The 22,249-nt window shown below is 54.1% G+C and carries 17 protein-coding genes, 1 tRNA gene, 1 rRNA gene and 4 pseudogenes; 14 read left to right on the top strand and 9 right to left on the bottom strand.

The genetic code is table 11. From position 1 onward, the window contains the following. Positions 1-2: 2 nt before the first annotated feature. The 4 genes from uvrC to ABIA48_RS26590 all read left to right on the top strand — a co-directional run bounded on the left by uvrC (position 3) and on the right by ABIA48_RS26590 (position 3,117). Complete coding sequence (uvrC, locus tag ABIA48_RS26575) at positions 3-1,826, top strand: excinuclease ABC subunit UvrC (RefSeq protein WP_429492511.1); 1,824 nt, start codon at positions 3-5, stop codon at positions 1,824-1,826. A gap of 32 nt (positions 1,827-1,858) precedes the next feature. Continuing rightward, the gene (gene pgsA / locus ABIA48_RS26580) at positions 1,859-2,419 is read left to right on the top strand and encodes a CDP-diacylglycerol--glycerol-3-phosphate 3-phosphatidyltransferase (protein ID WP_007992985.1); all 561 of its coding nucleotides are present in this window, start codon (positions 1,859-1,861) and stop codon (positions 2,417-2,419) included. A gap of 63 nt (positions 2,420-2,482) precedes the next feature. Continuing rightward, a tRNA-Gly gene (locus tag ABIA48_RS26585) sits at positions 2,483-2,558 on the top strand. Positions 2,559-2,766: 208 nt separating this feature from the next. Next, entirely contained in the window at positions 2,767-3,117 is a 351-nt protein-coding gene (locus ABIA48_RS26590; RefSeq protein WP_429492955.1) for a phage integrase central domain-containing protein, read from the top strand. Between the two features lie 193 nt (positions 3,118-3,310). On the opposite strand, the pseudogene ABIA48_RS26595 reads toward ABIA48_RS26590, so the two are convergent. From ABIA48_RS26595 to ABIA48_RS26620, 6 genes and pseudogenes are all read right to left on the bottom strand, one after another. Next, positions 3,311-3,409, bottom strand: a pseudogene (locus ABIA48_RS26595) (class I SAM-dependent methyltransferase); the annotation flags it as partial. Between the two features lie 53 nt (positions 3,410-3,462). Further along, positions 3,463-4,401, bottom strand: a complete 939-nt coding sequence (locus ABIA48_RS26600) for a carbohydrate kinase family protein (RefSeq protein ID WP_429492513.1) — start codon at positions 4,399-4,401, stop codon at positions 3,463-3,465. 130 nt (positions 4,402-4,531) lie between these two features. Further along, a complete protein-coding gene (locus ABIA48_RS26605; RefSeq protein WP_429492514.1) occupies positions 4,532-5,170 on the bottom strand; it encodes a nucleoside/nucleotide kinase family protein in 639 nt (212 codons plus the stop codon). 149 nt (positions 5,171-5,319) lie between these two features. Further along, a complete protein-coding gene (locus ABIA48_RS26610) occupies positions 5,320-6,246 on the bottom strand; it encodes an ABC transporter substrate-binding protein (protein ID WP_429492516.1) in 927 nt (308 codons plus the stop codon). Between the two features lie 43 nt (positions 6,247-6,289). After that, positions 6,290-7,312: an ABC transporter permease subunit gene (locus tag ABIA48_RS26615; protein WP_205889892.1), complete on the bottom strand. Its 1,023-nt coding sequence runs from the start codon at positions 7,310-7,312 to the stop codon at positions 6,290-6,292. Continuing rightward, on the bottom strand, positions 7,309-8,868 hold the full coding sequence (locus ABIA48_RS26620; RefSeq protein WP_429492518.1) for a sugar ABC transporter ATP-binding protein: 1,560 nt from the start codon (positions 8,866-8,868) through the stop codon (positions 7,309-7,311). Before ABIA48_RS26620 ends, ABIA48_RS26615 begins: the two co-directional genes overlap by 4 nt. A 517-nt stretch (positions 8,869-9,385) precedes the next feature. Between ABIA48_RS26620 and ABIA48_RS26625 the strand changes: the two genes are divergently transcribed. The 4 genes from ABIA48_RS26625 to ABIA48_RS26640 all read left to right on the top strand — a co-directional run bounded on the left by ABIA48_RS26625 (position 9,386) and on the right by ABIA48_RS26640 (position 14,606). Further along, positions 9,386-10,396: a LacI family DNA-binding transcriptional regulator gene (locus ABIA48_RS26625; protein WP_429492520.1), complete on the top strand. Its 1,011-nt coding sequence runs from the start codon at positions 9,386-9,388 to the stop codon at positions 10,394-10,396. A gap of 414 nt (positions 10,397-10,810) precedes the next feature. Beyond that, positions 10,811-12,475 carry a glucose-6-phosphate isomerase gene (gene pgi / locus ABIA48_RS26630; protein WP_429492522.1) on the top strand — a complete coding sequence of 555 codons (1,665 nt, stop codon included), beginning with the start codon at positions 10,811-10,813 and terminating at the stop codon, positions 12,473-12,475. A 236-nt stretch (positions 12,476-12,711) separates the two neighbouring features. Next, positions 12,712-13,938 carry a maltoporin gene (locus tag ABIA48_RS26635; RefSeq protein WP_429492524.1) on the top strand — a complete coding sequence of 409 codons (1,227 nt, stop codon included), beginning with the start codon at positions 12,712-12,714 and terminating at the stop codon, positions 13,936-13,938. Between the two features lie 302 nt (positions 13,939-14,240). Next, positions 14,241-14,606 (top strand): efflux RND transporter permease subunit, encoded by a 366-nt coding sequence (locus ABIA48_RS26640; RefSeq protein ID WP_429492526.1) that lies wholly within the window; start codon positions 14,241-14,243, stop codon positions 14,604-14,606. 228 nt (positions 14,607-14,834) lie between these two features. On the opposite strand, the gene ABIA48_RS26645 is transcribed toward ABIA48_RS26640, so the two are convergent. Beyond that, entirely contained in the window at positions 14,835-15,758 is a 924-nt protein-coding gene (locus ABIA48_RS26645) for a LysR family transcriptional regulator (protein ID WP_429492528.1), read from the bottom strand. 345 nt (positions 15,759-16,103) lie between these two features. Here ABIA48_RS26645 and ABIA48_RS26650 point away from each other — a divergent pair, with 345 nt between their 5' ends. From ABIA48_RS26650 to ABIA48_RS26670, 5 genes and pseudogenes are all read left to right on the top strand, one after another. Beyond that, a complete protein-coding gene (locus ABIA48_RS26650) occupies positions 16,104-16,244 on the top strand; it encodes a hypothetical protein (RefSeq protein ID WP_429492530.1) in 141 nt (46 codons plus the stop codon). 69 nt (positions 16,245-16,313) lie between these two features. Continuing rightward, positions 16,314-16,874 (top strand): ester cyclase, encoded by a 561-nt coding sequence (locus tag ABIA48_RS26655; RefSeq protein WP_429492532.1) that lies wholly within the window; start codon positions 16,314-16,316, stop codon positions 16,872-16,874. A 13-nt stretch (positions 16,875-16,887) separates the two neighbouring features. After that, a complete protein-coding gene (locus ABIA48_RS26660) occupies positions 16,888-17,925 on the top strand; it encodes a polysaccharide deacetylase family protein (RefSeq protein WP_429492534.1) in 1,038 nt (345 codons plus the stop codon). Positions 17,926-18,179: 254 nt separating this feature from the next. Beyond that, positions 18,180-18,272 (top strand): annotated as a pseudogene (locus tag ABIA48_RS26665) (hypothetical protein); the annotation flags it as partial. Beyond that, a pseudogene (locus tag ABIA48_RS26670) lies at positions 18,269-18,493 on the top strand (carboxymuconolactone decarboxylase family protein); the annotation flags it as partial. The pseudogenes ABIA48_RS26665 and ABIA48_RS26670, both read left to right, overlap by 4 nt. Here ABIA48_RS26670 and ABIA48_RS26675 read toward each other — a convergent pair. Next, positions 18,494-19,072, bottom strand: a pseudogene (locus ABIA48_RS26675) (LysR family transcriptional regulator); the annotation flags it as partial. Between the two features lie 123 nt (positions 19,073-19,195). Continuing rightward, positions 19,196-19,819, bottom strand: a complete 624-nt coding sequence (locus tag ABIA48_RS26680; RefSeq protein ID WP_429492536.1) for an eCIS core domain-containing protein — start codon at positions 19,817-19,819, stop codon at positions 19,196-19,198. Positions 19,820-20,433: 614 nt separating this feature from the next. On the opposite strand from ABIA48_RS26680, the gene ABIA48_RS26685 reads away from it, so the two are divergent. Beyond that, positions 20,434-21,970, top strand: a 16S ribosomal RNA gene (locus ABIA48_RS26685). The last annotated feature ends 279 nt before the right edge of the window (positions 21,971-22,249 follow it).

The following is a 22,249-nucleotide window of genomic DNA, read 5'->3' on the forward strand; positions in this document are numbered from 1 at the left end:
AAATGACCGATACCTTTGATCCGAGCGCCTTTCTGTCGACCGTTAGCGGGCGCCCCGGCGTGTACCGCATGTTCGACAGCGAAGCGCGGTTGCTCTATGTCGGCAAGGCCAAAAACCTCAAGAATCGCTTGTCGAGTTACTTTCGCAAGACCGGGCTTGCCCCCAAGACCGCCGCACTGGTGGCGCGTATCGCCCAAGTCGAAACGACGATCACAGCCAACGAAACCGAAGCCTTGCTGCTTGAGCAGACGCTGATCAAGGAATGGCGGCCACCCTACAACATCCTGTTGCGCGACGATAAATCCTACCCCTACGTCTATCTCTCCGATGGAGAGTTCCCGCGACTGAGCATTCATCGTGGTGCGAAAAAGGCCAAGGGCAAATATTTCGGTCCTTACCCTAGCGCTGGCGCGATTCGCGAAAGCCTGAGCCTGCTGCAAAAGACATTTTTCGTTCGGCAATGCGAAGACAGTTTCTACAAGAACCGTACACGTCCTTGCCTGCAATACCAGATCAAGCGCTGCAAGGCGCCTTGCGTCGGGCTGGTGGAGCCTCAGGTGTACGCTGAAGATGTGCGCCATTCGGTGATGTTTCTTGAAGGGCGCAGCAATGCCCTGACTGACGAATTGTCCGCCGGGATGGAGGAAGCGGCGATCAATCTCGAATTCGAGAGAGCGGCCGAGTTGCGGGACCAGATTGCATTACTGCGCCGGGTCCAGGATCAGCAGAGCATGGAAGGCGGGACCGGGGACGTCGATGTGATTGCCGCGTTCGTCAACCCGGGCGGTGCCTGTGTTCACTTGATCAGCGTGCGGGGCGGGCGGGTGTTGGGAAGCAAGAACTTCTTCCCTCAAGTCGGTATTGAAGAAGACGTTTCTGAAGTCATGGCCGCGTTTCTCGGCCAGTACTTCATCAGCAGTCCTGAACGCGACTTGCCCAGCGAGCTGATCGTCAATGTGGTCCACGATGACTTTCCAACACTGATCGCCGCCATCGAAGAGTTGCGCGGTCGTGAACTGACCATCAGCCATCGCGTGCGTGGTACGCGAGCGCGCTGGCAGCAATTGGCAGTGACCAATGCCGAGCAGGCACTGAGTGCGCGCCTGGCGAATCGTCAGCACATTACGGCGCGCTTCGATGCGCTGGCCGAGGTGCTGAAGCTGGAAGAACCTCCACAACGACTCGAGTGCTACGACATCAGTCACTCCAGTGGCGAGGCGACGGTGGCGTCTTGCGTGGTCTTCGGCCCCGAAGGTCCGATCAAGGCCGATTACCGCCGGTACAACATCGAGGGCGTTACGGCCGGCGATGATTATGCGGCGATGCATCAGGCGCTGACCCGACGCTTCAGTAAACTGAAGGACGGGGAGGGCAAGTTGCCGGATATCCTGCTGGTCGATGGCGGTAAAGGTCAGTTGTCCATGGCCCGTGACGTGCTCGATGAATTGGCCGTGCCCGACCTGATTCTGCTCGGTGTGGCAAAAGGCGCAACGCGCAAGGCCGGTTTCGAAACCCTGTACCTGAACGACGCAGCGCATGAGTTCACGTTGCGTGGCGATTCTCCCGCGCTGCATCTGATCCAGCAGATTCGCGACGAAGCCCACCGATTTGCCATTACCGGGCACCGTGCCCGGCGTGGAAAAACCCGCCGGACGTCTACACTGGAAGGCGTCGCTGGCGTCGGGCCAACCCGTCGGCGGGACTTGTTGAAACATTTTGGTGGATTGCAGGAGCTGTCTCGTGCAAGCATCGAAGAAATTGCCAAAGCCCCCGGGATCAGTAAAAAGCTCGCAGAGTTGATTTATGCAAATCTGCACAGCGAGTAGAATGCCCCCTCACCTCGTAGCCAGTTGTGCCGATGAATATCCCTAATCTGATTACCGTTCTACGCGTTCTGCTCATACCGATCTTCATTTTACTGTTCTACCTGCCTTACCAATGGAGCTACCTGGCATCCGCCTCGGTCTTCGCATTCGCTGCCGCCACCGACTGGCTGGACGGGTACCTGGCCCGCCGCCTGGAGCAAAGCACACCGTTCGGGGCTTTTCTCGATCCGGTTGCCGACAAGCTGATGGTTGCGGTTGCATTGGTACTGTTGGTACAGGAACACGGAAACCTGTGGCTCACGCTGCCAGCTGCCGTGATCATCGGTCGCGAGATTGTCGTTTCGGCACTGCGCGAATGGATGGCCGAACTGGGCGCTCGTGCACACGTTGCCGTGTCGAACCTGGGCAAATGGAAAACCGCCGCGCAGATGCTGGCGCTGGTGATCTTGTTGGCCAATCCCAAGGATTTCAGTTTCTGGGTCTTGCTGGGTTATACGTTGTTGATGGTGTCGGCCGGCCTGACTTTGTGGTCGATGGTCCAGTACTTGCGGGCTGCCTGGCCACATCTGAAGACCGACGTTGAAAAGAAATAAAACTTTTTTGAATCAAGGGGTTGACGGGGCTTCTGAATTCTATAGAATGCGCCACACCAAGACGCGGGAATAGCTCAGTTGGTAGAGCACGACCTTGCCAAGGTCGGGGTCGCGAGTTCGAGTCTCGTTTCCCGCTCCAATTATTTTTCTATGGACTTCCATTGAAGTATGTAGAAGTTGAAATCAGGACCTTCGGGTCCTTTTTTCGTTCCGGCGTGAACCACTGAAATCCAGCGCCATCCAGTGCTTTTAAGTCCTGAATTGAGTCTCGAATGAGAGTCTTGAATTCGGACAAGCACCGTCGCCGTGATGAGGCGCGTGCTTTGGTTACTCAGGGCTTCACCCTTATGAGCATCGTAAACAGCAGCGTCGCGCAGTTCGTGGCGCAGCGGAGCACACTTTTGAAGCAGTGTTTGTCAGTGGGTCGAGTTCCGCAGGCTGAGCCTGAAGGAAGGTCGCCAGAGCACGCTTCCGCAGATCTTGTGAGTCTTCAAAAAGACCTCCCGCCAACGCACGGCCGGCTGTCCATCCACGACATTAATCGCCACGATCAGTTCGACTTGCTAAGCGGAATCGAACAACGCGAGGCGTTAACGACAGCGGAAAAATGTCGGACCTGGTTCAAGCAATTATTCCGATGCGCCTTGGTGAAGGTTGGGGGGATGACCAAAATTCCGCGTCGGACCTTGATGTGGTAGCGCTTCCCAATCCCCCCTGTCACACACAATCCCTTTCTCCGTATGAACGAGTTGCCTGCGCCCAGGGTTTTCCCGAAACATTGCGCAACCTCAAAGCAGTATCGCCCACCGCCTACCTGACCTTACATTCGACAAATCACGTTCATCCATGCGAGACGGAGATTGTACGGTGGTCCTCGCGCTGTCTCGCCTAGGTCGCGTCGCCATCTACGCTGATCACTTTGAGAGTCCGTTCAGCCAGCGCCCGCAACAGCCGGCCTTCGCCACAGCCCAAGTCAAGCGGCGGTGGGGGGGGCACTTGCTCGCGAAAACTGCAATGCCCGCGATACAGATCCTGACCAGATATCAATCCAACTGATGCCGATAAGGCAAGTCCGGCCCGGTCTTGCCGCAGGTCAGGGCGGCGGCGCTGACGGCGAAGGTGAGCATCGCGTCGATCTGTTCGCGACTCAAGCGCTGCAAACCCTCCACCGAATCCAGCTGCTGTTCGGTCAGCCAGGCGATCAACGCCGCTTGGAAGGTGTCGCCAGCGCCCACGGTATCAGCCATCACCACCGCGCAGGCCGGCGCCGACCAACTGCCATGGCGGCGGCTGAATACCGTTGCTCCCTGGCCGCCACGGGTGAGGAATACCAGCTGGCAGCGGTGTTCCAGCCAGCCATGGATCACGCTCTGCGGATCACGCTCGGGGTAGAGCAGGTTCAGGTCCTCGTCGCTGACCTTGATCAGGTCGGCATGCTCGACCAGAGTGTTGATGCGTTCGCGCCACAGTTCGATATTCGGTTCCGGGTTGAGTCGCACGTTAGGGTCGAGGCTGATCAGGCGTTTGCCGCTTTCCCGGCGGACCAGGGCCAGCAGGGTGTCGGCAATCGGCTGCACCACCAGCGAGAACGAGCCGATATGCAACCCACGCACCTCAGCGCCTAACTCAGGTAAATGCCCCGGCAACAGCTCGCGATCGGCACAGCCTTCGCCTCGGAAGCTGTAATGCGGCGAGCCGTCGACACCGACGGCGACCATCGCCAGGGTGGTCGGTGCGTCGAAGTCCTGCAGGTAGTCCGGGCGCACGCCTTCCTCCTGCAGCACTTGCTGTAAACGCCGGCCGAGGTAGTCGCTGGACAGCCCGGCGAACAGCGCGACGTCGATACCCAGACGGCGCAAGCCGACGGCGACGTTGAACGGCGAACCACCGGCAATCGCTTTGTAGTTCACTTTTGAAGCTTGAGCGCTGACGTCGTTTTCACTGAAGAAGTCGAACAGCGCTTCACCACATACCAGATACATAGTCATTCGCTCTTTAAAGGTTCGCTACAAGTTGTTGATAGCGTTCGTAGGCCTGTTAGCGTTAAAAAGCTAGCCAAGCAAAGCTGTTGGTTAGCGCGTGATTCTTTCTCAAAAGAGAGGAGGTGGGATCTTAATTTGAGATCGTGAAGTCAGCGATATTGCTGGCCGAAATCACAATGTCGGCATTCGGAAGGTCGTTGCGATGAACTTTTTCATAGGAAGTAGCCTCATCGAAACCCAATGATCGCCATCGATCAAGCAGGCGCGCTTCCAGGATTCTGCGGTCAGCCTGCAGCATTATGGTGGCGTCAAAACAGTCTCTTAAGGACGACCATGGGGCGAGGTCTAATAGAAGGTAGTTTCCTTCCACGACGAGATATTTCACGTCAGAGGGAATCAACTGTCCTGCAGCACGGGATATCTCCAGGATTCGATCGAATACCGGAACGGCAACCGCTGGTTCGTTGTTCGCACGAAGCCGTAGCAGCAGACTCCTGAAACCACCCACATCGAATGTATCAGGTGAGCCCTTACGATCTAAAAGGTTCAAGGATCCAAGAACCGCGTCATCGTAATGAAAGCCATCCCCGGGAACGACAGCTGCGCTCCCCGGCATAACATTATTAAGAGCTTCTACCAAGGCCTGAGAGACGGTGGACTTACCGGCACCAGGCGGCCCCGCTAGCGCAACGACAATTCGATTGCCAGACAGAGCCTTAACGTAGTTGAGTAGCGCTGTACTTACTATTGTGTTTGTTTTGGTAGACATGCCAAATCTCTCCTCAGCAGACGTCGCTCAGGTTTCCCGTAGGTTCACCCCTTTAGGGATTTTCATGCCGTGCGGCCGCTGCGAGCACCTCGCAGCAGCCATTCCCCGCATTAAAGAGGTGGGACTCCTATGTCATTTGACTCAATCGCTCAGTGGTCAGCTTGCCAGCCTTTGTATTCCATGACGTTGGCTCGTGTTACCAGTGAGGGTTGAAGCAGTACCGTTGTACTTTCCAAAGATTTGCCATTCAACAGGTCATAACCCATCGTTACGGCCTGTTGTGCCTGGCCCCAAGGGGACTGAGAGGCGGATGCCTGGATCTGTGTATCGCTTTTGAGCGCAGTCTCTATATCGGGAGCCCCATCCACCGAAGCGATAATGATGCCTTTGCGCTTGAGTTGTTTTGCTGCCAGGTCTGCACCTATGGCCTGGGGATCATTGATCGCGAACACCGCGTCGACTTTTGCAAAGCGAGTCAAGTCGCCTTGCATCACGCTGTAGCCACCTTCGCGCGAGCCTTTGGCATCCTGATTATCAGACAGTACCTTGATATCGGGTGCCTGCGCGAAAACACTCTTACAGCCATTGACTCGGTCCAAGACTGCTGAAGTTTGCGTACCATTCTGGATAATAACGTTACCCTTGCCACCCAGCTTCTCAGAGATGTACTGACATACAATCCTGCCGGCTTCGACGTTATCAGTTTGTACCGTGGCGTTGGCACCTTGCACCATGACATCTACGCCCACAACCACTATGCCTGCCTTCCTTGCTTTCGCAATCGCAGGTGCGATTGCGACAGGGTCGACGGCGTTGACTAGAATCAAGTCTACGCCCGAAGAAATGAAGTTATCGATTTGAGTGAACTGCTTATTCAAATCGTAATCTGCCGACACTGAGATAAATTTTGCGGCGGGATTGATATGCAGTGCCTCGGCTTTGGCGCCATCTACCATCGCTACAAAGTAAGGATTACCCAGCGAGCCAACAGTTATCCCGACGGATTTCAACTCTCGCGCTTGAGCGGTGCTGAATGCCAGTAGTGTACAAACGGCGGTAAATATTATTTTTTTCATGAGCACTGTCTCTTGTTATTGGAGTGTGGGGGTTATATATGATTCAGGTTCGTGCACCTGACTGCCGAAAGCGATCAAGGGCTACCGCTCCGATAATGACAACACCTTTGATAATGTATTGCCAGATATCCGAAACTCCCAGCAATATCAGGCCATTGGAAAGTGTAGCGATAATCAGGGCGCCAATTAGCGTACCGACGATAGTGCCGACGCCTCCTGTAAAGCGCGTGCCTCCCAGAATAACGGCGGCGATAGCGTCGAGTTCATAAGACTGTCCCATTTGCAGTCCGTTAGCAGCCATCAGTCGAGCGGAAGTCATAATAGCCCCCACACCCGCCAACAAACCGGACAAGGCATAAGTAAATAACAGGACTTTCCAGACTTTGATTCCCGACAACCGTGCGGCCTCAGGATTGCCGCCCACTGCGTAAATCTGTACGCCTAACACCGTACGTCGAAGAATAACCCACGAAAGAGTAACCACGACTACCGCGATTACAACCAGCCATGGCACCCCGAACAACGTATCGTTTCCAATGTAAGCAAAGGACAGGTCGGGATTGAAAACCGTTTTGTCTTCGCCGATGAGGCGTGCGATTCCACGCATCGCAGTCAAACCGCCTAGTGTGACGATAAATGCCGGTAGCTTTCCAAAAGCGACCAATACACCATTGACGAGCCCTAGCAGCAGTCCGACTCCAAGCCCCGCAGCGATGGCCAGGGGAGCAAAACCCGGAACTTGCGATACCAATAGCGCCACTACTGCGGAAACAGCCAGAATCGAACCAACCGAAAGGTCGATTCCACCGGTCAAAATCACGAAAGTCAGACCTGACGCCAATACCACATTGATAGAGGCTTGCTGACTGATGATCGAGAAATTCTGAACCGAGAAAAAGCTCTCGCTCATCAGGCCAAAGCCCACACAAAGGAGTAACAGTACGGGCAGCATGCCCGCCACTCTCATCAGTTGGCGCATTTTATCCTGGGTGGAAGCTCCGGCGATGCTTCGTACACCAGGCGTGGTGAAGTCACTTGCTACTTTGCTTTGCAGTGGGGAAGTCATTGGACTAAGTCTCCGTTGGCTAGAGTCAACCTGTCGCTGCCTGTGGCAGACGCGATAATGGCTTCAGGTGTGATATCAAGACCGCTGTGGCCACCGAGTTCGGTGACAAGTTTACCTTCACACATGACCAATACACGGTCGGCAATTCCAACGATCTCTGGTAGTTCACTTGAAATTATCACTACGCAAACGCCGGATGCTGCTAATGCATTGATGATTTTATATATTTCTGATTTAGCCCCAATGTCGACACCCGATGTAGGCTCGTCGAGGAACAATACTCTGGGCTTCATCTCCAGCAGACGAGCCAACAAAACTTTTTGCTGGTTGCCTCCGGACAGTGCTCCAACATTGATATCTGAAGACGCTTTGATATTGAGTGCCTGGATTGCTTGTTCGGTACGTCCAGTTCCGGCCGTTCGGTCCACAAACCCCGCAAATCGAGCATCACTTCCCACAACACATACATTGATATTGTCGTGGACACTCATGTCGAGAAAAAGGCCCAGTGCTTTGCGGTCTTCTGTCAGATAGACGATGCCTGCGTTACCTGCATCGCGAGGAGAGCGTATGACTACAACTTCGCCGTCCATCTCAATATTTCCGCCTGAGTACGCATCGACGCCTGCGATTAATCGGGCAAGTTCGGTTCTTCCAGAACCCACCAGTCCTGCAATCCCGAGAATTTCGCCGGCATACAGATCGAAACTGCAATCCTCAATTTTGAAGTCATCTGTAAGATTGCGAACACGTAGTATCGGTTGCTCGTAAGAGCACAAAGGACGCTCATGGGCGTAGAAGCCGGAAACATCGCGGCCAACCATCATCCGGACCAGGGTTTCAGCTGACAGCGTGACGCGATCCAGCGAACCAACGTAATGACCGTCCCGGAGCACCGAAACAACGTCAGACAATGCGTATATCTCGGCCATTCGATGGCTGATATAGATGATCGCGACGCCATCTTCACGTAGCTGGCGAATCAATGTAAAAAGACTTTCGGTCTCTTTTGTGGATAGCGGCGTTGTAGGCTCGTCCATCACCAGGATTCGCGTATCGGCATGAATTGCACGCGCGATTTCAACAAGTTGTTGGTCCGCAATCGACAAGGTACCGACCAGTGCGTGCGGATCAAATGTGACGCCAAGTCGTTTTAGTACTACGAGCGCACCTTCGGTCATTGCCTTGCGGTTTATAACTCCACATCGTCGAATCTCTCTACCCAGGTAGATGTTCTCCACCACGCTCATATTCGCGCACAAGCTGAGCTCTTGATAGATGACGGATATGCCATGGCGCTTCGCATCGTTCACGCCATAATTTCGAATATCACATCCGTCGATTCGAATAGTGCCACTGTCGGCGACATAGGCCCCCGATAGTATTTTCATCAGAGTGGATTTTCCGGCGCCGTTTTCGCCCATTAGCGCGTGGATTTGTCCAGGGAAAATACTGAGGTCAATGTCATGCAGGACGCGTACCCCATTGAATGACTTCGAGATGGAATGCATTTCCAATAGGGCAGGAGGGGGGCTTTCAGATCCAGTGCTCAGCATAGCTGTTAACTCCTTATCTACCGATTTGAGAAGCAGTTGAAACCTCTCATCGGTGTTCTTGTTTGAGCAACATAGTCGAAAGGAAAGCGCTTGCGCAAGCGCTTTCCTTTCCGTTCGAGGAATTCTCCAAAAAGCACTTCCATGTCCATCCCCTAGGGAAGCCCCGACCAAAGAGGACATGAATAGGATGTTAGAAAAGCGCTTGCGCAAGCGCTTTCGTCTCGGCTATGCTTTTTTCAACAAGCGCTGTTGCGTCCATTAATTGGTTCGCAGGAGGATCGCTACGATAATAAAAAGGAGTGCCCGGCTATGCTGCATGGCGGATTCCACCATCTCGATTCACAGACTTCAGATGTGCTGCGCACCTCGCTGGGTCTTTCACGAAATTGCGGGTTCGTCCCGGCATCTATTCCGAGAGCCATCGACGCATTTTCTCGCCGTGAGCTTTACAATAGGTAGCAACTGGACATGAGTTCAGCGCTATCCATCAAATCACGTGAGAAAGGAGTGATACACAGTGGGCGCAAAGATGAGCGATGTCGCGAGAGTCGCGAACGTATCAATGTCTACGGTATCTCATGTACTCAACGGTACTCGTAAAGTACATCCTGACACCGTTCGTAGTGTGAATCAGGCTGTAGAGTCCGTAGGCTATATTCGAAACTCACTCGCTCGGTCTCTGGCTCGTTCCTCTTCGGGTTCGGGTGCTATCGGCGTGGCGATTGCTACGCTTTCAAACTATTATTTCAGTGAAACAGTACGTGCCATCGAAGCGGCATGCGCGAAAAGCGGTTTGATGATGATACTGGTCAATACGCAAAGAGATCCGGAACAGGAACTTAAAGCGGTCAAGGCACTGCATGAGCGGCGTGTTGACGGGATTGTACTCGCCTCGGAATATGATCCGGAGAATCGAGTATTTAATTACTTAAAAGCCAACAAAATACCCACGGTTCTCATCGATCGACTTCTCTCGACGTCTTTCGATCAGGTGGGGGTAGAGAATAAGAATTCATCTCAAGAGTTGATTGCACATTTGATTAAGCTTGGTCATCGGCGTATCGGGATGGTATCCGGACGATTGACCCAGTCTTCTTCTCACGAGCGAATTGACGGCTACCGTGCGGCTTTAGCTGACGCTGGAATTGAGTACGAAGATCAATTGGTTTGCTGTGGTGAATCGGCGATTGCGCCGGCAATGGAAGCCACGCGCCGTTTGCTATCGCTAGAGCACCCGCCCACCGCAATAATGACTGCAAACAACTTGATGACCATTGGTGCAATGCAGGCTCTTCGTGAAGCGGGGCTTGAGGTGCCAAAGGATATCGCGCTGGTTGGCTTTGACGATTTCGACTGGGCGGATGCTTTTAGCCCAAGACTGACAGTTGTAGCGCAACCTCTCGAGGAACTCGGAGCCCAGGCTGTGAAACTTTTATTGAAGCGTATCAAGCAACCTGAGGGTAGACGTCAGACTATTAGATTGAAACCCTCTTTAATCCAGAGAGATTCTTGCGGCGCTCCAAAATGACTGTACTCAGGGTTTCGTCCTGAGGATCTAGCGGTGCAGACGTGAATTATTTGACGCTTGTCCACGTCTCGCCGTCTGGATAACTTTGAAACTAAATGACTGGCACCTGATTTCCATTTGTCGTGCATGGGTATGCATGTTTGCAGTGTTTTCTGCTTGAGTACCCCCGCGTTCGGTTTTGTTTTCTTCAGGTTTCAATGATTTCGTTATCGAAATAGACATTTATTTGAATCGCGATGGAGAACGCTGGCCCTCGCGGGACTAAATCCGATAATTGGTCGTAACTGCACAATGCAGGGCTTATTCCTGTGATGGCGCTTCTGCGTTTGCAGAATTACAAAACGCCCACATTTGAATGGCAAGAAAAGAGTTGATTGAGACGGCACAAGCCGTATTGGCGAAGAAGGGCTGAGCATGAATAACTACAACAAAACGAATGATGTGACTGCACTGCCGGCATGGCGCAATCTGCTCGACCATCGGGAGAGCATGAAAAATTTTAGTATGCGCGATGCCTTTCGAGATAACAGTAAACGCTTTCAAGACTTTTCCTTGGCGGGCTGCGGGCTTTTTTTGGATTACTCCAAAAACCTGATCACTCACGAAACGCGTTCATTGCTTGTAAACCTTGCTCGCGAGGCAGGCGTGGAACAGGCCGCGCGTGCCATGTTCAGTGGAGAGAAAATCAACTGCTCCGAGGGGCGCCCAGTGCTGCATACGGCGCTGCGGCGACCAGTGGGGGACGCTTTGATGGTTGATGGTCGCAACTTGATGCGCGATGTGCATGGAGCCCTGGCGCAGATGACTGACGTTGTGAGTCGTATCCATGACCATCTGTGGCGTGGTTACAACGACAAGGTCATCACCGATGTCGTAAACATTGGTATTGGTGGCTCATTTCTGGGCCCGGAGCTTGTCTCTGAGGCGCTGGCGCCTTTTGCTCGGCATGGGGTGCGGTGCCATTATCTAGCTAATATCGACGGCAGTGAGTTCCGAGAGGTTACAGCCGAACTGAACGTAGAAACAACGCTGTTCATCATCTCCAGCAAAACCTTCGGTACTCTTGAAACCTTGAAGAATGCACAAGCTTCTCGTAGCTGGTACTTGGCTAAGGGCGGGACGGAAGAGAAGCTATATCGCCATTTCATTGCTGTGACCAGTAATCGCCAGGCCGCGCTGGATTTCGGCATCCGTGAAGCAAACATTTTTCCTATGTGGGACTGGGTCGGTGGCCGTTACTCACTATGGTCTGCAATTGGCCTGCCGATTGCTCTGGCCATTGGCATTGCTAACTTCAAGGAGCTGCTATCCGGCGCGTACGCGATGGATCAGCATTTCCTGAACGAACCATTGGAACAGAACCTTCCTGTTCTTTTAGCGGTACTCGGCGTTTGGTATCACAACTTTTGGGGTGCGCAAAGTTATGCTTTCTTGCCCTATGACCATTACCTGCGCAACTTCGTGAAGCATCTGCAGCAGATGGACATGGAGTCAAATGGCAAAAGTGTACGTCATGACGGCACGTCAGTGTCCTGCAGCACGGGCCCAGTAATCTGGGGCGGCGTGGGATGTAACGGACAGCACGCTTACCACCAGTTGCTGCATCAGGGGACGCCTCTGATTCCAGCTGACTTCATTGTGCCTGTGGTCAGCCACAATCCAGTGGCTGATCATCAGGAATGGCTGTACGCCAATTGCTTGTCTCAAAGCCAAGCGCTGATGTGGGGCAAAACCCGCAGTGAAGCTGAGGCAGAGTTAAAAGCCAAAGGCCTTTCATCCAGTGAGATTGAACGACTGGCACCGCATAAAGTCATCCCCGGTAACCGGCCAAGCAATACAGTTGCTCTTGAGATCATCAATCCACATAGCCTTGGTGCGCTGATCGCCCTTTATGAGCACAAGGTCTTTGTCCAGGGCGTAATTTGGGGAGTCAATTCGTTTGATCAATGGGGTGTGGAACTGGGCAAGGAGCTAAGTAACAGCGTCCATAGCCTCCTGACTCGCTATGACGCGCAACCGGCTGATGATTCCTCGACGCAGGGTCTTATAGATTTCTTCCGAGGACGTCATCGGGGGTAGAGCCTCATAAGATTGGACGGGACTAATGTCTTATCGTTAGCTCGTCTGGTCACTTCGCACTGGCAACGCCTGGACTTTTCTCATGCTTTTGAGTTCAGCGGTGCCTTTTTATTCGATTTAACTTGGTATTTCCCTTTCGAAAACCGGTGCGTGGGAGTTAACCGCGTACTTTGATTAAAAGCGTGCTGTTCGCGTCGGCCTTATCCAATAAATATAACAAACAAAAGGTGTTATGAATGAACGTTAAAACTCTCAGCGCAGTTCTGGGTGCGTCCTTTGCTGCCGGCTTTTTGCCCGTTGACGCGTATTCAGCAGACTTCAGTGGTTATTTCAGAACCGGAGTAGGGGATTCGACTCAAGGAGGGAAACAGTCGTGTTTTCAGCTACCGGGCGCGCAATCCAAATACCGTCTTGGCAACGAATGTGAGCAATATCTGGAGCTGGATTTGCGCCAGGATCTGCTTTCACTGGACGACGGCTCGGTGGTCAGCGTGGAAGGCATGGCACAGTTTTATAACGAGTATGGCCATGAACCAAAATTTGACGGGGAGCACGGCTATACGCGGATGAGTCAGCTCTATGCAGAGTGGAGCAAGATGCCGGCATTGAATGGCGGTTCTTTCTGGGCGGGCCGTCGTTACTACAACCGAAACGACATCAATATTTCCGACTACTTCTACTGGAACCAAAGCTCAACAGGCTTTGGGTTCGACCAGGTCGCGTTGGGAGATCTGAAATACAGCTATGTGCTCTCACGCAAGGACAACGTCTTCCAAAAGGATTTTGTTACCCGTCATGATGTGACCGTCAGCGGATTCAACACAAATCCCGGTGGCGAGGTTCAGCTGGGCGTCAGTTATCTGGACAAGCCGAGCCGCGAGAATGCTCATCAGGGCTGGTCGGTGGTTGCCCAGCACAAGCAGGTCGCGTTTCTCGGCGGAGTCAACAAGTTCGCTGTTCAATACGGCCGAGGGCCGGGCACCGCATTGGGCTACACCGGTGATACCACGTTGGATGAGAGCAACAAGAGCTGGCGGCTCGTGGAGTTTTTCGACTGGCAAATGACTCATGCTTTCAGTGGTCAAGTTGAATTGGTCTATCAAAAAGACACGCGCCCTGCTGGTGATGATCAGAACTGGTTATCCATTGGTGTTCGGCCAATTTATGCGTTCACGGATCAGTTCAAGTTGATCACCGAAGTTGGGCGCGACCAGGTTGAAGCCGCAGACGGTACCCGAAAACTCACTAAGTACACCATCGCGCCTACCTGGTCACCGAAGGGCCCGGGATTCTGGGACAGGCCGGAATTTCGTCTGTATTACACCTACGCTACCTGGAACAAGGCTGCGCAACGCGCCGCCAGCTTGCAATCTCCGGGATCGGCGTTGTCTGATACCGGTTCGTTTGGTACAGACCTGCACGGCTCCAACGTAGGGGTTCAGATCGAGTATTGGTGGAAATAAATCCTGAAATGACAGTGCTGACAATCAGCCCGGATCTGCTTCAACAACTGCGGATAGCGAGGGCAATCCAACGCTTCCTCTCAAACAGGAAGGGAGTGGTGAACCGCGAGAGGAAGTGAGCGAGTCAGAGGGTGCTGAACGTTGTGACGTTCAGCACCATAGTCGATCCGGGCTGATGAGGAGCCATCGACCAAACCTGAGTCGAACCTGCCGATAGACTTGGGCTGGAGTGTTACTGGTTTCGGTGACAAACAGCCGCTCAAGTTGCCATTTACTGGTAACCGACAAGGTTTGCCGTCCTCGTGCTGTTGTTCAAAGATTTTCTGCAGCCCATCACGATCCTGGTCGCGCGCTCTCTGTCCAGCGGCGGCGCCATTGCAGGTCTGCTGCTTTATGGCGCAGCACTTGACCTTCCCGCGATGATCGGCATCTTGATGTTAATGGGCGTCGTCACGAAGAACTCTATTCTTCTGGTCGAGTTCGCCAATGAAAAGTGCAGGGAAGGGGGTTCGCGCGGGGACGCACTTCTGCGGTCGGGAGCAGAGCGCGCCCGCCCTATCATCATGACGACCATCGCCCTGGCCGCCGGCATGGTGCCCGCGGTACTCAGCAGTGGGGAAGTCATTGGCTTTCGGTCGCCCATGGCGATCGCTGTGATTGGGGATTGATCACGTCGACCGCCCTGAGTTTGGTTTTCGTTCCGGTGGTGTTCAGTTATATGGACGATTTGCGAAGATATCTCGCGGAAAAACCAGGGCCATTTTTGACCGTTCCATTGCTTCGGTTCGTCCTCAGTATCTTTCCGAGCCCGCAGTCTGAACATGCGCACTGATGTACCGGCGCGAAAGTCACCTATGCCGCCGCTTCGTCGCTTCTTGCAGCTGCATTTGGAAGTATCAGCTCAAATATTCGTCCAGGTTGCTGGATTCTTCTGCAAAGCGCCCGATCAGAAATTCGAGAAGGGCGCGTACGCGAGGTGCCATATACCGGTTACGTTGATATAGGGCATGTACCGGCGCGTCCTCAGACCGCCATTGCGGCAATAGAATCTTCAAGCGTCCTGCTCGTAGGTCTGCGCCAATATCCCACATCGATTTCATTGCAATGCCGTAACCGTGAACCGCCCACTCTCGAGCGACCGCGCCATCATTCGTCTCGCGAGCGTTTGCAAGCGGGACCCTATAACTTTCGACTTTGCCATTTCGGGTGAAGCGCCAGTCGTTCGCAGGCCCGGCGACAGAGTTGAGGACAATGCAGTCGAAACGTTCCAAATCCCGTGGATGTTCGGGGGCGCCGTGTTTTGCCAGATATCGAGGCGATGCACACAGCACGCGCCGATTGGGTGCCAGGGGGCGGGCAACGAAGGAGCTGTCCGGCGGCACGCCAAATCGGATGGCAAGATCAATATCGTCGTGCAACAAATTCGACAGCGAATCCGACAGCACCAGCGCGAACCTCACCTCAGGGTATTGCGTGTTGAACTGGTCAAGCCAGCTCTTTAGCACGTTGCGACCGAAATCCGAGGTTGCGGAAATTCGCATCTTGCCACCCACGACGCTTTTCCCAGCTTGGAGAAAGGCATTGCCATCGTCGAGTGCCTGGAGTGCCTGCTGGCAATAGGACAAATACGTCCGCCCCTCATCCGTCAAGCGCAGGTGGCGTGTCGTGCGTTCGAACAGGCGCGTATGCAACACAGATTCGAGCTTAACCAGGCGCGCACTCGCGGCAGCGGGGGATAGCCCGAGCTTGCGGCCTGCAGCCGACAATCCACCCAGATTTGCTGCTTCGACAAACAGCCTGATATCGCCTAGGTAGTCCATGATATTTCGAAATTTTTTGAAAGTTATTCAAATAATACGCCAATTATCAAATTGAGGATGGCTGCGCAAAATGGCGGCATGAACAAACAGCCAGAGACTCGTCATGAAGCTTGACCATGCAACGATCGTCACCGGAGACCTCGAAGGCGCACGGCGCTTTCTTTGCTCCGTCGTTGGCCTCAGCGAGGGTCCACGTCCGCCATTCGGCGTAAGTGGCTACAAGGCTTTATGTAAACGGGCAGCTGGTCATTCATCTGATCGAAGCGGCGGTCGCCTCGTCGGTGAAACCAGTTCCCCCTCCTATTGACCATATCGGATTGCAACAGCTTTCAGGAATGGTCGCAGTTGCTCGATCGGATTCGACTCAGCGGCGTTCACTATGGGCTCAGTGAAGTGCCGCTTGCGGGCGAACGCCAGTTGTTCGTCGCAATGGCATCCGGCGTCGTCATCGAACGGGTCACCGATCAGCAATCAGTCATCCCCTGAGCAGCCAAGCCTTTATCAAACTGCGGTTCGACCGCGTATCCATCATTACCTATCGATTGGAGAATCCTCATGTCGCTTTTACCTGTTGCACGCCTGACCCGCGCAAGTTGTTGGTTACTCACTTCGCTGGTCAGCGTCGCGCTGCCCCCCGTCTTCGCCGCGACCGATTCGCTCGTCCAGCCCCGCACTGTGATCGTCGACCATAGTCTTTCTAAGGCACAGGTCGAGGCGCAGATCCTGGCCGCACGCCGCTATGGCACATTCTGGACCACCGGCGACGAAGCTCTCGCGCGCGCCGCCCTGGCACCCGACTTCAAGGATTCCACACTGCCGCCAGGTCGCCCCCAAGGCATCACCGGGCCGATCGCGGCATCGAAAACGATGCATGCGGCTATTCCCGATATCCAGTGTGAAGTGGAGCAGATGATGGTGGTCGGCGACCGAGTCATCGCTCATTTGCATTTCACCGGCCACTTTACCGGCCAGTTCAAGAGCGTCCAGGGCAAAGGGCAGCCGATCGACTTCATCGCGACCGATATTTATCGCGTCGTCGAAGGTCGCATCGCTGAGAACTGGCATCTCGAAGACAATCTGACCCTGCTGCAACAGCTCGGCTTGATTGCCAAGTAAGGAGATTGCACTGATGAACATTGATCATGAACCCATTGCTGACAACCCGAATACATCGGAGCAAGTCAGTCGCCGGACGTTTCTCAATCGAGCCGGGGCGGCAGCGGGCGTCCTTGCTGCGAGTGCGGTGTTCCCTACCGTCGCAGCCGCGCAAGCTGCACCCTCCACGTCAAAGCTCGCGGCTACGCCACGCCATGGTCAGTTCTGGCCTGACGGCATTCGGCTGGTCATTTCCATTTCCATGCAATTTGAGGCGGGTGGACAGCCGTCCAAAGGTACGGACAGTCCTTTCCCCAAGGTAGATTTTCCGCCAGACATTCCATCGGATCTAGCAGCCAATACCTGGTTCGCCTACGGCTATCGCGAGGGAATTCCACGTATGCTCGATCTGTGGGATCGCCACCATGTCAAGGTGACCTCGCACATGATCGGCGAGGCCGCTCGACGGCATCCCGAAATGGCAAGAGAGATCGTTGCGCGCGGCCATGAAGCGGCCGGACACGGTCCTCGCTGGAGTTCCCAGTATGCGATGAGCCGCGAGGAGGAGAAGCAGTTCCTCATCCAGGCAGCCAGTATGGTCGAAGAAGTCACGGGCCAGCGACCGATAGGCTACAACTGCAACTGGCTGCGGCGTGGTCCGAACACGTTGTCGCTGCTACAAGAGTTGGGCTACGTCTACCACATCGACGATCTGAGTCGCGATGAGCCTTTCATCGAACAGGTCAACGGCAAGGATTTCGTCGTGGTGCCATATACGCTGCGCAACAACGACATCTTGCTGATCGAAGGCCGCAACTATTCGCCGACCCAGTTCCTGGAGCAGATCAAGCTGGATTTCGATCAACTCTACGAAGAAGCCGGCACACGCCGCCGCATGATGTCGGTCAGCGCTCATGACCGCATCAGCGGCTCGCCGCAGATGGTGAGGGTCTGGGACGAGTTTCTGCGTTACGCCAAGAGCCGGCCGGGGGTCGCATTCATGCGCAAGGACGAGATTGCACGCTACATCCAGAACAGCCCGCTGACTCTGCGCGAAGCTGAAACACTATAAAAACGGCTCGAATTGCGGCCGTCATGGCGCTCTTCGTTTGACGCTATGTGAAACGAGCCCCGCGCGGGGCTCCAGTTTTCCCCCTCCTAGTACTAAAGATACTGATTCGCAAGAGGTATTTTTGAGACGTAGCCGTTTATCTCGCACCCAGCAGCAGGCGATCACCCGCGAGCGGTTGCTTGTGGCCGCCCAAGAAGTATTTTCCCGGCTAAGATTTTGGGGGCGCTTCGATTGATTTGATAACCGCTGAGGCGGGCTACTCTTTTACCCCTGGCATTCATAGCAAAGAGCAGATAGCGGGATGGCGACTCATCATCGACGCCGTGCATGCCGCGGGTGGGCGCATCTGTTCGGCGACATCTTCGAGCGCGACAACCTGGACTGGCAAAGTCGTGAGCTGGCCACCGTCGCTGCTTTAGCCGTCACTCCCGGTGTCGAACCGCAACTGCGCTCGCACATGGCTGCCAGCCTGCGGGTCGGCCTGACTGCTGCGCAGTTGCGTCAGCTGGTGCAACTGCTGGCTGACCAAGGTGATGCTGACGCGGCCAAGCGTGTTGGTGAAGCGCTAAGTCGGCATGCGCAGGGTGATGCAGTTGTGCATCATGAGGTCACTCGGGATGACCGGTCTGGGATATCGGGTGAAATACGCCGGGGAGCCGACCACCGCCATGCGCATGTCAGGGCCGATGCGCATCGCGATCTGACCCAGCCTTACGCCAGCGTCGAAACCCTCCGCCACGATGTCGGTAAGGCCATAGTCGACGATGATTTCGATATTGAGATCGGGATTATCGGGCAGCAACTTAGCTAACACTGGATGCAACAGCGTGATCGCCGAGTGCTCACCTGCCGTGATGCGCAATTTGCCGGCCGGCTTGTCGCGGAACTCGCTGAGCAACGCCAGCTCGCTATCGATTTCTTCAAACCGCGGCGCGATCACCCGCAGCAAATGCTCGCCGGCTTCGGTGGGGGGAGACGCTTCGAGTGGTGCGAGCAAGTAACCTGACCCCCAGTCGCTCCTCCAGCTGACGCATCGCCCGGCTCAAGGCCGGTTAGACATGCCGAGCCTGGCGGCGGCGCGGGTGAAACTGCGCTCTTGGGCTACGGCCGAGAAGATCGCGAGTTGGTCGTAGCTTTCGACGGTCATTTATACGCCCCTGTTATGAACAGTTTGCGATTATGCCATCCGTGCGATTGATCGTCCGGTTGAATCCACAGCCGTTTCAAGTCACTCACCCATGATTACCCGGCCAGGCTGGACCTGTTGAGCTCAAGGATTTCGAGGAGGCTCTGGCTGGGTCGCGCCGGCTCTTAGCGCTCTGGATACCTGGGTTTGAATCGCGTAAGCAGGCGTCTCGACGGCTGTGTAATCTCGGGTATAACGAGTGGCAAACTCGTGAACGCCCCATTGCAGGTATTGCTGCACGTGTTTGAGTTCGTGTGCCCACAGCGCGACATTGTTAAGCGCATCATCGGGGCTCCGAAAGACGATGATGTCTATGAGGGTGACAGCGCTTATATCGGGATTCTGCAGCATTGTGTGTGCGGCGTTCAGCTCCACGTCATCACCTACCTTATAGCGGGCCGAATCGAGCACCTGAATGTCATAGAAGGGTTCGAGTTGGGCGCGGATATTCAGCGGGATTGTACGAATATCGCCAGTTGCCGCGGTGTTGCGCGATTGCTCAATCCAACTCTGTAATCCAGAGGCCGCCATTTGGTTCATGTTTTTGAAGATCGTCCCAATTTCCTCTTCGGAGCCCGGAGCACAAAAACAAGCGACCATGCAGACTTGGTACTGCCCTCCTGGGCAGGCCAAAACAGAAGACGAAGTGCCAGCGGAAAAGAGCAGTATCGCTAAGCGGAAAGTTTGGCGCAAAAAGACAGCTAACAATTGGTTCTCCCAAAGGCAATGGCGGTCGGCCGGTGATACTTTGGGGCATCTCGCGCCCGTTGTCCGGCACGTGTTGGACCGCTGCGACTGTCATTCGATTCCCTGGGTTCCACAGCTTTTTCAGGCCCTTGCCAACAATGCCTGGCGTGCGTTCACCGGCGGGTGAGCATGACGATGTGGTCTGGGTTCCCTGCTGCCCTGATGTTTTGTACGGACCTTGGAGGTTTACATAGTGGCAACCCAGGCTCTTTAGGTAGGAAAAGAATTTTTAGATGGGGGTTGACCGCGTGTTTTAATCCTGTATTATTTGCCTCCCGCTAACGAGCAGTTTGATGCTGAGTTTGGCTTAAGTAATTGATTTTGTTAATAAAATCATGCGCTTTTAAGGGTGTTATTTGAGAGCGTGTGCTGTATAGTGCGCGCCTCGGTTGAGACGAAAGGCTCTTGACCAACCGCTCTTTAACAACTGAATCAAGCAATTCGTGTGGGTGCTTGTGGAGTCAGGCTGCTAGTCAACAGATTATCAGCATCACAAGTTACTCCGCGAGAAATCAAAGATGTAACCAACGATTGCTGAGCCAAGTTTAGGGTTTTCTCAAAACCCAAAGATGTTTGAACTGAAGAGTTTGATCATGGCTCAGATTGAACGCTGGCGGCAGGCCTAACACATGCAAGTCGAGCGGATGAGAGGAGCTTGCTCCTTGATTCAGCGGCGGACGGGTGAGTAATGCCTAGGAATCTGCCTGGTAGTGGGGGACAACGTTTCGAAAGGAACGCTAATACCGCATACGTCCTACGGGAGAAAGCAGGGGACCTTCGGGCCTTGCGCTATCAGATGAGCCTAGGTCGGATTAGCTAGTTGGTGAGGTAATGGCTCACCAAGGCGACGATCCGTAACTGGTCTGAGAGGATGATCAGTCACACTGGAACTGAGACACGGTCCAGACTCCTACGGGAGGCAGCAGTGGGGAATATTGGACAATGGGCGAAAGCCTGATCCAGCCATGCCGCGTGTGTGAAGAAGGTCTTCGGATTGTAAAGCACTTTAAGTTGGGAGGAAGGGCATTAACCTAATACGTTAGTGTTTTGACGTTACCGACAGAATAAGCACCGGCTAACTCTGTGCCAGCAGCCGCGGTAATACAGAGGGTGCAAGCGTTAATCGGAATTACTGGGCGTAAAGCGCGCGTAGGTGGTTTGTTAAGTTGGATGTGAAAGCCCCGGGCTCAACCTGGGAACTGCATTCAAAACTGACAAGCTAGAGTATGGTAGAGGGTGGTGGAATTTCCTGTGTAGCGGTGAAATGCGTAGATATAGGAAGGAACACCAGTGGCGAAGGCGACCACCTGGACTGATACTGACACTGAGGTGCGAAAGCGTGGGGAGCAAACAGGATTAGATACCCTGGTAGTCCACGCCGTAAACGATGTCAACTAGCCGTTGGGAGCCTTGAGCTCTTAGTGGCGCAGCTAACGCATTAAGTTGACCGCCTGGGGAGTACGGCCGCAAGGTTAAAACTCAAATGAATTGACGGGGGCCCGCACAAGCGGTGGAGCATGTGGTTTAATTCGAAGCAACGCGAAGAACCTTACCAGGCCTTGACATCCAATGAACTTTCCAGAGATGGATTGGTGCCTTCGGGAACATTGAGACAGGTGCTGCATGGCTGTCGTCAGCTCGTGTCGTGAGATGTTGGGTTAAGTCCCGTAACGAGCGCAACCCTTGTCCTTAGTTACCAGCACGTTATGGTGGGCACTCTAAGGAGACTGCCGGTGACAAACCGGAGGAAGGTGGGGATGACGTCAAGTCATCATGGCCCTTACGGCCTGGGCTACACACGTGCTACAATGGTCGGTACAGAGGGTTGCCAAGCCGCGAGGTGGAGCTAATCCCACAAAACCGATCGTAGTCCGGATCGCAGTCTGCAACTCGACTGCGTGAAGTCGGAATCGCTAGTAATCGCGAATCAGAATGTCGCGGTGAATACGTTCCCGGGCCTTGTACACACCGCCCGTCACACCATGGGAGTGGGTTGCACCAGAAGTAGCTAGTCTAACCTTCGGGAGGACGGTTACCACGGTGTGATTCATGACTGGGGTGAAGTCGTAACAAGGTAGCCGTAGGGGAACCTGCGGCTGGATCACCTCCTTAATCGACGACTCAGCTGCTCCATGAGCTCCCACACGAATTGCTTGATTCATTGAAGAAGACGAGAGGCCAGCCTTTAAGGTGGTCTGTTTCGTTAGAGTTTAGAAATGAATATTCCGGCGTGAATATTGATTTCTAGTCTTTGACTAGTTCGTTCTTTAAAAATTTGGGTATGTGATAGAAAGATAGACTGAACGTTACTTTCACTGGTAACGGATCAGGCTAAGGTAAAATTTGTGAGTGGCTCTTTAGAGCACAATCGAATTTTCGGCGAATGTCGTC

Origin of the sequence: Pseudomonas sp. S30_BP2TU TE3576 (assembly GCF_050436025.1) — a bacterium.
GTDB lineage: Bacteria > Pseudomonadota > Gammaproteobacteria > Pseudomonadales > Pseudomonadaceae > Aquipseudomonas.

Bases quoted from the DNA above. Each gene is read 5' to 3' on its own strand.
- ABIA48_RS26660 (WP_429492534.1), top strand. From the start codon at position 16,888: ATGAACATTGATCATGAACCCATTGCTGACAACCCGAATACATCGGAG.
- ABIA48_RS26590 (WP_429492955.1), top strand. From the start codon at position 2,767: ATGAGCATCGTAAACAGCAGCGTCGCGCAGTTCGTGGCGCAGCGGAGC.
- ABIA48_RS26605 (WP_429492514.1), bottom strand. From the start codon at position 5,170: ATGTCTACCAAAACAAACACAATAGTAAGTACAGCGCTACTCAACTAC.
- ABIA48_RS26615 (WP_205889892.1), bottom strand. From the start codon at position 7,312: ATGACTTCCCCACTGCAAAGCAAAGTAGCAAGTGACTTCACCACGCCT.
- ABIA48_RS26600 (WP_429492513.1), bottom strand. From the start codon at position 4,401: ATGTATCTGGTATGTGGTGAAGCGCTGTTCGACTTCTTCAGTGAAAAC.
- ABIA48_RS26645 (WP_429492528.1), bottom strand. From the start codon at position 15,758: ATGGACTACCTAGGCGATATCAGGCTGTTTGTCGAAGCAGCAAATCTG.
- ABIA48_RS26655 (WP_429492532.1), top strand. From the start codon at position 16,314: ATGTCGCTTTTACCTGTTGCACGCCTGACCCGCGCAAGTTGTTGGTTA.
- pgsA (WP_007992985.1), top strand. From the start codon at position 1,859: ATGAATATCCCTAATCTGATTACCGTTCTACGCGTTCTGCTCATACCG.
- uvrC (WP_429492511.1), top strand. From the start codon at position 3: ATGACCGATACCTTTGATCCGAGCGCCTTTCTGTCGACCGTTAGCGGG.
- ABIA48_RS26620 (WP_429492518.1), bottom strand. From the start codon at position 8,868: ATGCTGAGCACTGGATCTGAAAGCCCCCCTCCTGCCCTATTGGAAATG.
- pgi (WP_429492522.1), top strand. From the start codon at position 10,811: ATGAATAACTACAACAAAACGAATGATGTGACTGCACTGCCGGCATGG.
- ABIA48_RS26635 (WP_429492524.1), top strand. From the start codon at position 12,712: ATGAACGTTAAAACTCTCAGCGCAGTTCTGGGTGCGTCCTTTGCTGCC.
- ABIA48_RS26610 (WP_429492516.1), bottom strand. From the start codon at position 6,246: ATGAAAAAAATAATATTTACCGCCGTTTGTACACTACTGGCATTCAGC.